The sequence below is a fragment of the Prevotella sp. SGI.167 genome, assembly GCF_050313615.1.
Lineage (GTDB): Bacteria > Bacteroidota > Bacteroidia > Bacteroidales > Bacteroidaceae > Prevotella.
Window position 1 is genome coordinate 1 of sequence record NZ_JBNPLT010000149.1, and the last position, 382, is coordinate 382.

Below are 382 nucleotides of genomic sequence, written 5' to 3' on the forward strand. Positions count from 1 at the left end.
GTGCAGGTTCTCCTTCTCGTGCACCACGTCCAGCAGAGGGGCATCATATTCGTCGATGATGACAGCCACTTTTTCGCCCGTCTTCTCGTAAGCACGCTTTACAATACCAGCCAGTCTTTCATTAGGATAGTTTTCACCTTCTCCCTTACCATAAAGCTTTTCGTAGGGCAAAAGTCGTAGATTCAGATAACTGTTCAGGGCGTCAGCATCAAAATGCTTGGCACCGCTCATATCGAAATGGAGCACAGGATGCTTCACCCATTCCTTCTCGTAATCAGCAATGGCCAATCCCTCGAAGAGTTCCTTTCTTCCCTCGAAATAAGCCTGAAGGGTAGAGGCAAAGAGCGACTTGCCGAATCGTCTCGGACGACTCAGAAAGACG

At 49.0% G+C, this 382-nt stretch carries 1 protein-coding gene; it reads right to left on the reverse strand.

The annotated features are described in order from the left end of the window. Nucleotides 1-382, reverse strand: a 382-nt coding sequence (locus ACQRBJ_RS16290) for an AAA family ATPase (RefSeq protein ID WP_445304268.1), incomplete at both ends; no start/stop codon positions are given.